The sequence below is a fragment of the Trebonia sp. genome, from assembly GCF_030042015.1.
In the GTDB taxonomy this organism is placed as follows: domain Bacteria; phylum Actinomycetota; class Actinomycetes; order Streptosporangiales; family Streptosporangiaceae; genus Trebonia.
Genome location: NZ_JASIAL010000205.1, coordinates 1 through 6788, shown reverse-complemented (window position 1 = coordinate 6788; position 6788 = coordinate 1). Strand labels below are relative to the sequence as shown.

6 protein-coding genes are annotated in these 6788 nt (G+C 69.8%); all 6 read right to left on the bottom strand.

Annotation, left to right across the window (positions count from 1 at the left end):
• Positions 1–698 (bottom strand): protein phosphatase 2C domain-containing protein (locus tag Q1N79_RS10610; RefSeq protein ID WP_300607606.1); only part of this gene is annotated, 698 nt, incomplete at its 3' end.
• Between the two features lie 7 nt (positions 699–705).
• Entirely contained in the window at positions 706–1401 is a 696-nt protein-coding gene (locus Q1N79_RS10605; protein ID WP_300607603.1) for a hypothetical protein, read from the bottom strand.
• A gap of 23 nt (positions 1402–1424) precedes the next feature.
• The gene (locus tag Q1N79_RS10600; RefSeq protein WP_300607600.1) at positions 1425–2954 is read right to left on the bottom strand and encodes a hypothetical protein; all 1530 of its coding nucleotides are present in this window, start codon (positions 2952–2954) and stop codon (positions 1425–1427) included.
• A gap of 36 nt (positions 2955–2990) precedes the next feature.
• Entirely contained in the window at positions 2991–4805 is a 1815-nt protein-coding gene (locus tag Q1N79_RS10595; protein ID WP_300607597.1) for a trypsin-like peptidase domain-containing protein, read from the bottom strand.
• A 399-nt stretch (positions 4806–5204) separates the two neighbouring features.
• Positions 5205–6236, bottom strand: a complete 1032-nt coding sequence (tsaD, locus tag Q1N79_RS10590; RefSeq protein ID WP_300607594.1) for a tRNA (adenosine(37)-N6)-threonylcarbamoyltransferase complex transferase subunit TsaD — start codon at positions 6234–6236, stop codon at positions 5205–5207.
• On the bottom strand, positions 6236–6788 hold a 553-nt coding region (rimI, locus tag Q1N79_RS10585), incomplete at its 5' end, for a ribosomal protein S18-alanine N-acetyltransferase (RefSeq protein ID WP_367185055.1). The genes tsaD and rimI, both read right to left, overlap by 1 nt.

The window sequence follows — 6788 nt, the reverse complement described above, 5'->3', positions numbered from 1 at the left end:
TCCGGCTGCCAGTTCTCGGCCGTCTGCGCGTTGCCGTACCCGTCCGTCGCAAGCAGCAGCGCAAGCAGCGGGTCCGCGCGCAGGTCAAGCGCGCAGGTACGGAAGTCATCCTCGGCGTCCGGCTGGCACAGGCTTGTCGTGTGCTGGCCGTCGAGCCTGCTGTCTCCCGGCACCGGGGACAAGGCCGTCCCGTCCGGCCGGACCGCGAGCAGGTCGCCGTCCCCGATCTGCGCACACGCCAGCCAGCCCCCGGCGATCACAGCGAAAAGCAAGGTAGAACCGTAGGGGACCTCCGGTTCGTCCCCGGCGTCTGCGAGGGCAGACTGCTCCTGTGCCGTGTAAGGGTGTGCCGCGAGATGCTTGGCAACCTCGGTACGCCATTCGCCGACGATTGCTTGCGGCAGGCTGTCGCGCACCGTCTCGGCCACCCCGGCCGCAGCCGGGTCGCCGGTCAGGGTGGCGGCAAACTGAGCGCCCACCCGGCAGGCAACCTCGACCGCCAGCGCGGATCCGGTGGCACTGCGGGCATGACGGAAGTGGCCGTGCCCGTCGGCTACGGCGACGATGGTCGCGGGGAGGTCGATAGCGGCCTCATGCGCGATCGAATCCTGGTTGGGCATGTCACGCAGGAAGTGGGTGACACCCCGGGCGGTACCGGGAATGAAGTGCCAGCCGGCTGGGTCGGGTTCGCTTCTCATGACGCCGTCAGACGATCGTGTCCTGGTCGAACACCCCCGACGGGAAGCCCTCCGCCGGGCCGAACAGCCTGCGCATCACCGCTCCCCGGTCAGCGCCTGTCTCCGACATCCTGGACAGCGCCAGCGACGCGGCCACCAGGCGGTCCGCGATGTCCTCGGTGCTGTCCGCCACGAGCACCGGCACGCTCGGGTCGCCGATGAACCGGGTGAGCGCGTCGGACTGGGCGTCGCGCCCGATCGCGATCGACAGCCGCAGGGCGGCCCTACCAGCGGGCTGAGCCAGCAACGTGGCAAGGCCGGCTTCGAACCCGCCCGGCGGATCGGTGGCCAGCCCGTCGGTGATCAGCAGGATGGCTGGCCGGAGCGCACGGCGTTCGATCTGGCCAGGCGCCAGAGCCTCGGCCGCCAGGGCGAACGCCGGTCCCATGTTGGTCAGCCCTTTGCTCACCGGCGTGAGCGGCTTCCAGCGGATCCCGGCTACCGGCACCGGTTCGCGGATGTGCCAGCGCGGCTCCGTGGCGAAGGCGATCGCCCGGATGAACACCTGCGCCTGTTCCTGGTCGCGCTCCCATGCCTCAAGGTGCGGCATCATGTCCGCGATGGCGAAGTTCAGCGCCTGGATCTTCTCGCCTTTCATCCCGCCGGAGCAGTCCGCCAAGATGATGACGTGCAGCGGTCGCCTGGAGATGCCCCCTCCGGGCATGCGGGAGTACGGTGCCGCCGGGGTCATGTGTTCAGCCACCAGGTGTTGAGCTGGCTGAACGTCCAGGTGTGCGGAGCCTGGGCGATGATGAACCCGTCTTCGGTCGGGAACGTCCACGTGTATGACGCCTGAGTGGTGCTGCCGCTGCCCACCGTCTCGCACTCAAGCACCTGGCCGTTACGGTACGGGAACTGATTGTCCTTCCATTCCGTCGTCCCCTGGGTGTCGCTCCCGGACGGCGGGCAGACCGTTCCTGCGCTTGACAGGTCGAAGCCCCACCACTTGTTGAAGTTGTTCCAGGAGGTGAGGTAGTTGGCCGAGCTGTCCATCTGGAACGCGAAGACCTGTCCGCCCGGCAGGCCGGGGTCGGTGCACTTCAGCGCGGTCACCAGGCCGGGCATGGTCCAGGGGAACGGAGGAGTCTGCGTCACGCACTCGCTGGCGACGTCGTCCAGGTCGGTCGGCAGCAGCGTGCTGATCGGGACAACGCCAGACGCCAGCACGTTGGTCGGCGTCACCGCGGGCGACGACACGGGAGTCGTCACTGGGCTCGTCGGGGGGATTGTCGTGTGCGTGCTGGGGATCGGCGAGCGCGTCCCTGACGCGTTGTTCGTGCTCGACTTGGAGAAGGGGAATGCGTGCGCCACGACCGCGATGATCAGGTAGATCACCACGACCGCGGCGATCCCGCCGCCGATGGCGAGGCCTCGCTTAGAGCCTGACCCGCCGCTGCCGCCCTGGGTAACCGGAGGCTGTCCCGGATACGGAGGCGGCGGGACCGGCGTCTGCTGTCCAGGGGCACCCGGGCGGGCTCCCGCCTGGAACTGGGCTCCTGGCTGGTACTGTCCGGCCGGCGGGTACTGTCCGGCTGGCGGGTATTGCCCTGCAGGCGGGAACTGGCCTCCCGGCTGAGCCTGGCCTCCCGGCTGAGCCTGGGCTGCCGGCGGGTACTGGCCTGCCGGCTGGTACTGGCCTGCCGGCTGGTACTGGCCTGGCGGCTGAGCCTGCGGTCCGGGCTGGGCCTGGGGTGGCGCCGTCGGCCCTTGCATCGCCGGGGTTGGCTGCGCCGGGGCCGCGGGGCTTGGCCGGGCCGGAGGCGGCGGAACAGGCATCGGCGCCACCGGCGGCGACTGCGGCGTCATGGCCTTCATCGTGACGGTCGGCGCCGCGCCTGGGCTTTGCTGGGCTGGCGGGGCAGCCTGCCCGGCTTGCGCCCGCACCGGATAGCCGAGGGCCTGGGCATACTCTGTCGTCACCCACGTGCTGGCCGCCGTGTCAAGCGACCTGCGCTCGGTCAGCGACCGCGCGACGAGCTGGATCGCGGTGTCGACGTCTACGTGCTGCTGCTCCACGTGCTGGATCAGCTCGCCGGCCACGCCAGCCTCGGCCGCGGTGACGAGGAGGCTTCGCTCGCGGGGCAGGTCTGGCAGCAGGTCGGTCACCAGGTTGCCGAGGATGCGCGGGTCGCCAAGGACCTTCGAACCGTAACTGCCGACCGCCGTGCTTAGCGCCTCGTGGGCCTCGCCTTGCGCGTCGAACGAGTTCCCGCTCATTTCATGTACCTCCACACACTCGTATGACTTCTGGCGCTACGGCGCACCCGAGGCTGCGGGTCCGCCACTTGCGCCCACGGTGAGGGCGGCAGACCCGCCGATCGGGGTCAGGTTCGGGCCGCCGTAAAGCTGGACGTGATAGGTCCCGTCCGGCAGGGCAGCCAGCCCGAGCTGATCGGCGTCGAGATCGACTGTGAAACACGCGCTGCTTGATTGTGCCGTCGCTTGCGGCAATCCGCCAGTGGGCACGGTCACGGCGGTTCCGTCGGGCAGCGCGACCAGCATCGCGAGGTCAAGGCCGACTGGAACCCGGGCATAATCGATGCCGAATACCGCCGACGCCGACGCCCCTACCGCGCTGCCGCCTGCGCACGCCGCTTGCGGCGTGGCTCCGACCCCGGCACCCGTCGCCTGCTCCGCGCCCGTCCGCTGCACCAGGATCTTGCTGCGGTATGCGGTATGGTCACGCGCCGCGGTGATGAGCGGCATGGCCTCGCTTACCGCGCGCAGCCGCCAGGAGATGTCACCGCCTTCCCCGGTAACCTCCAGGCTCGGCACGCCGATCAGCTGGCCAGCGTTGTTGATCGCAGCTCCGCCCGAGTTGCCGTGCGCGAGGCGCGCCGTGGTCTCCAGTTCGAAACGAGGGTTGTTCACGTGCCCGAGCGGGTCGGGTATGAAGGTGGAGATCACCCCGCTTGTCACGGTGATCGAGTCGGAGTCGGCCACGCCAGGGAAGCCGAGCACGGTCACTGGCTGGTCCAGCTGAACCGTCGCGTCGTTGCCGATGGTGAAGTAGGGCAAGTGCAGGGAAGCGGGGTTCACCGGCTTCCCGCTGCTGGTCGCGTAGATCTGGACGACCGCGAAGTCAAGGTAGCCGTCGACGGCCACCGGCTTGGCCCGGTACCGGGGGACCACGGGCGAAGACGGTCCCGTGGTCAGCTCCACGGTGAGGAAGGGCGGATCTGGCTCAAGTTCGGCGGCAGGAATCCCGAGCGCCACTCCGGCACCTGTCGCCTGCGGCTCGGCGACGTGCGCGTTTGTGAGGATGAGGCCAGTCGGGCTGATCAGGGTTCCCGAGCCCCACCCGGTGAAGGAGGACTGCGAGCCCTGCAACAGCCGGACCGTGGCCGCTTCCGCGCCCGCCAGGACGGAGGGTGACAGGCCGCCGCTCAACCCGCCGCTCGCCGGCGCCGACCCGCCGCCCGACAAGACCACCGCCGCCGCCACTCCGCCTGCGATTGCGACGGCCGCTAGCCCCGCACCTATCCGGATACGGCTGCGCAGTATCCGGCGGTCCCTGTTGTGTTCCAGTTCCGCCCCGCTGAGCGGCGGGGTGATCCCCAGTTCCTCGCCCGTTGCCGGATCGCCGAGGCGCAGCACGACGGACTCGGTAATGCGCAGCGGTCCGCGCAATCGTTTCCCGTCGAGGAACGTGCCTCGCCGGGACTTATCGGTGTAGACGGCGCCCTTTTCGTCAGAGGTAATAAGCCCGTGGCACTGCCTCGACACAAGCGGATTCACCGAAACGAGCTCTAGCGACGGGTCGCGGCCGACTCGTACCTGTGTGCCGACAGGGAAGACGCGCTGATCGGGGCCGATCCGTGCGACGAGCACCGGTGTGCGCGCCTGCTCGGTGACTGGCTCCAGGTAAACGGTGGCCTCACCGCCGGGACCGAGTTGCACGCTGACCGCGCCAGTCAGCTGCAGCGAGGTTGCCCGCCCGCCGGCTACCCAGACATCCCCCTCATCCGCCGCCAGCCACCAGCCGTGCCCGTCAGGCACCAGGCGGGCATGGAACGGGCTGACCGCGGGCGAGTGGAGGACGACGTCCGCGTTCTGCGCACTGCCCACGCGAACCACGGACCCCTGTGAAAAGGTATAGCCACGCCCTTCCGCGCTAACGCGTATCGACGTCACGACAGCACCAGGCCCGCTTCGATATCGCAACGCTCAGGAGCGCGTTTCCCACAGTCCCCTCAATTCTCCCGGTACTTACAGGCGTCCGTGCAACCCCGACAAAATGTACTAAAAAGGAAGAGACACCCCGCTACCGCCCCGCCCCAGAGACATAGCACACTTTCCCGCAAGCATACTTCTAAAGCTCATATTCGGTAAACATCGCACGGCCTCGGCTCCGAATGCGGGGCCGGACCCGCAAAGACACTGACCGCTAATCTTCCCGCCACGCTGAAGGAGCGGCAACCGGATCGCGGAGGACGGCTCCGCGGGGGCGGGAACTTCACGAGAACTTCAGTGGACGAGGACGTCTGTGACCGGAAGGGAGGAGTCGGCAGGCAAGCCGAGGGACGACGGCGGACGGCCGCTCGACACCAGCTGCGCGCCCAGGGCGGCGACCATGGCCCCGTTGTCGGTGCACAGGCCGGGCCGCGGCACCCGCAGCCGGATCCCGGCCTGCTCGCAACGCGCGGCCGCGAGCGCGCGCAGCCTGGAGTTGGCCGCTACCCCGCCGCCGATCACCAGGTCTGATACACCCTGCTGCCGGCAGGCAGCGACCGCCTTCCTGGTGAGCACGTCGGCGACGGCCTCCTGGAACGATGCGGCGACGTCGGCGACCGGCACCGGGGACCCCGCGTCCTCGCGTGCCTCCACCCAGCGGGCCACGGCGGTCTTCAGGCCGGCGAAAGAAAAGTCAAGCGTGCCATCGTGGTACTTGGCGCGCGGGAAGCTGATCGCAGTGGGATCGCCTGACACCGCGGCGCGGTCGATCGGCGGGCCACCAGGGAACGGCATGCCGAGCACCCTGGCCACCTTGTCGTATGCCTCGCCCGCCGCGTCGTCGATCGTCGCACCCAGCGGCTCCACGCTCCCGGTCACGTCGGGAACAAGCAGCAGGGAGGAATGCCCGCCGGATACCAGCAGCGCCACGCACGGCGAAGGCAGCGGGCCGTGCTCGAGCTGGTCGACCGCGACGTGCGCGGCCAGGTGGTTAACGCCGTACAACGGCTTGCCCAGCGCGTACGCATAGGCCTTCGCCGCCGCTACTCCGACCATCAGCGCGCCGGCCAGCCCAGGACCGGCGGTCACCGCGACCGCGTCGATGTCGGCGGGCCGCACGCCCGCCTTGGCGAACGCGCCCTCGATCACAGGGACCATCGCCTCAAGGTGCGCCCGGCTCGCCACCTCGGGCACCACCCCGCCGAACCGCGCATGCTGGTCCATGCTGGTCGCCACGCTGTCGGCAAGCAGTTCACGACCGCGCACGATCCCTGCCCCGGTCTCGTCGCAGGACGTCTCGATGCCGAGCACCAGTGGTCCGCCCATCAGCGCAGCATGTCCTTCCGCATCACGATCGCGTCCACGCCCGAGGGCTGGTAGTAGCCACGGCGCACCCCGATCTCCTGGAACCCGCGCCGCAGGTACAGCCCTCTGGCACGGGGGTTGTCCTCGCGCACTTCAAGGAAGACCTCGGCGCAGCCGCGGTCCCGTGCCGCCTGAACCAGCGCGCCAAGCAGCGCGGACCCGATACCCCGGCCCCAGCAGGAGGCGGCGACCGCGATCGTCAGCACGTCCGCCTGCCCGCCGCCAGAGACGAACATCATCCCCGCGTACCCGGTCAGCGCGTGCCTGCCGTCATCAGCGACGGTCTCGGCGACCAGGTACAGCCGGCTGGCCGACGGCTGGGCGACCTCCTCGGCGAACATCTCCGGCGTCCACGGATCGTCCGCAAACAGGTCGCGCTCCAAGGCGAGCACGCCCATCAAGTCGGCGGAGACCATCCGGCGCAATCGCACCCCGGAGCCGCCGGCCGGGCCACCCTCGCTGGCCCGCCCGGCCGGGCCGGCCTGGCCGGCCGGGCCAGCCTGGCCACCGGGA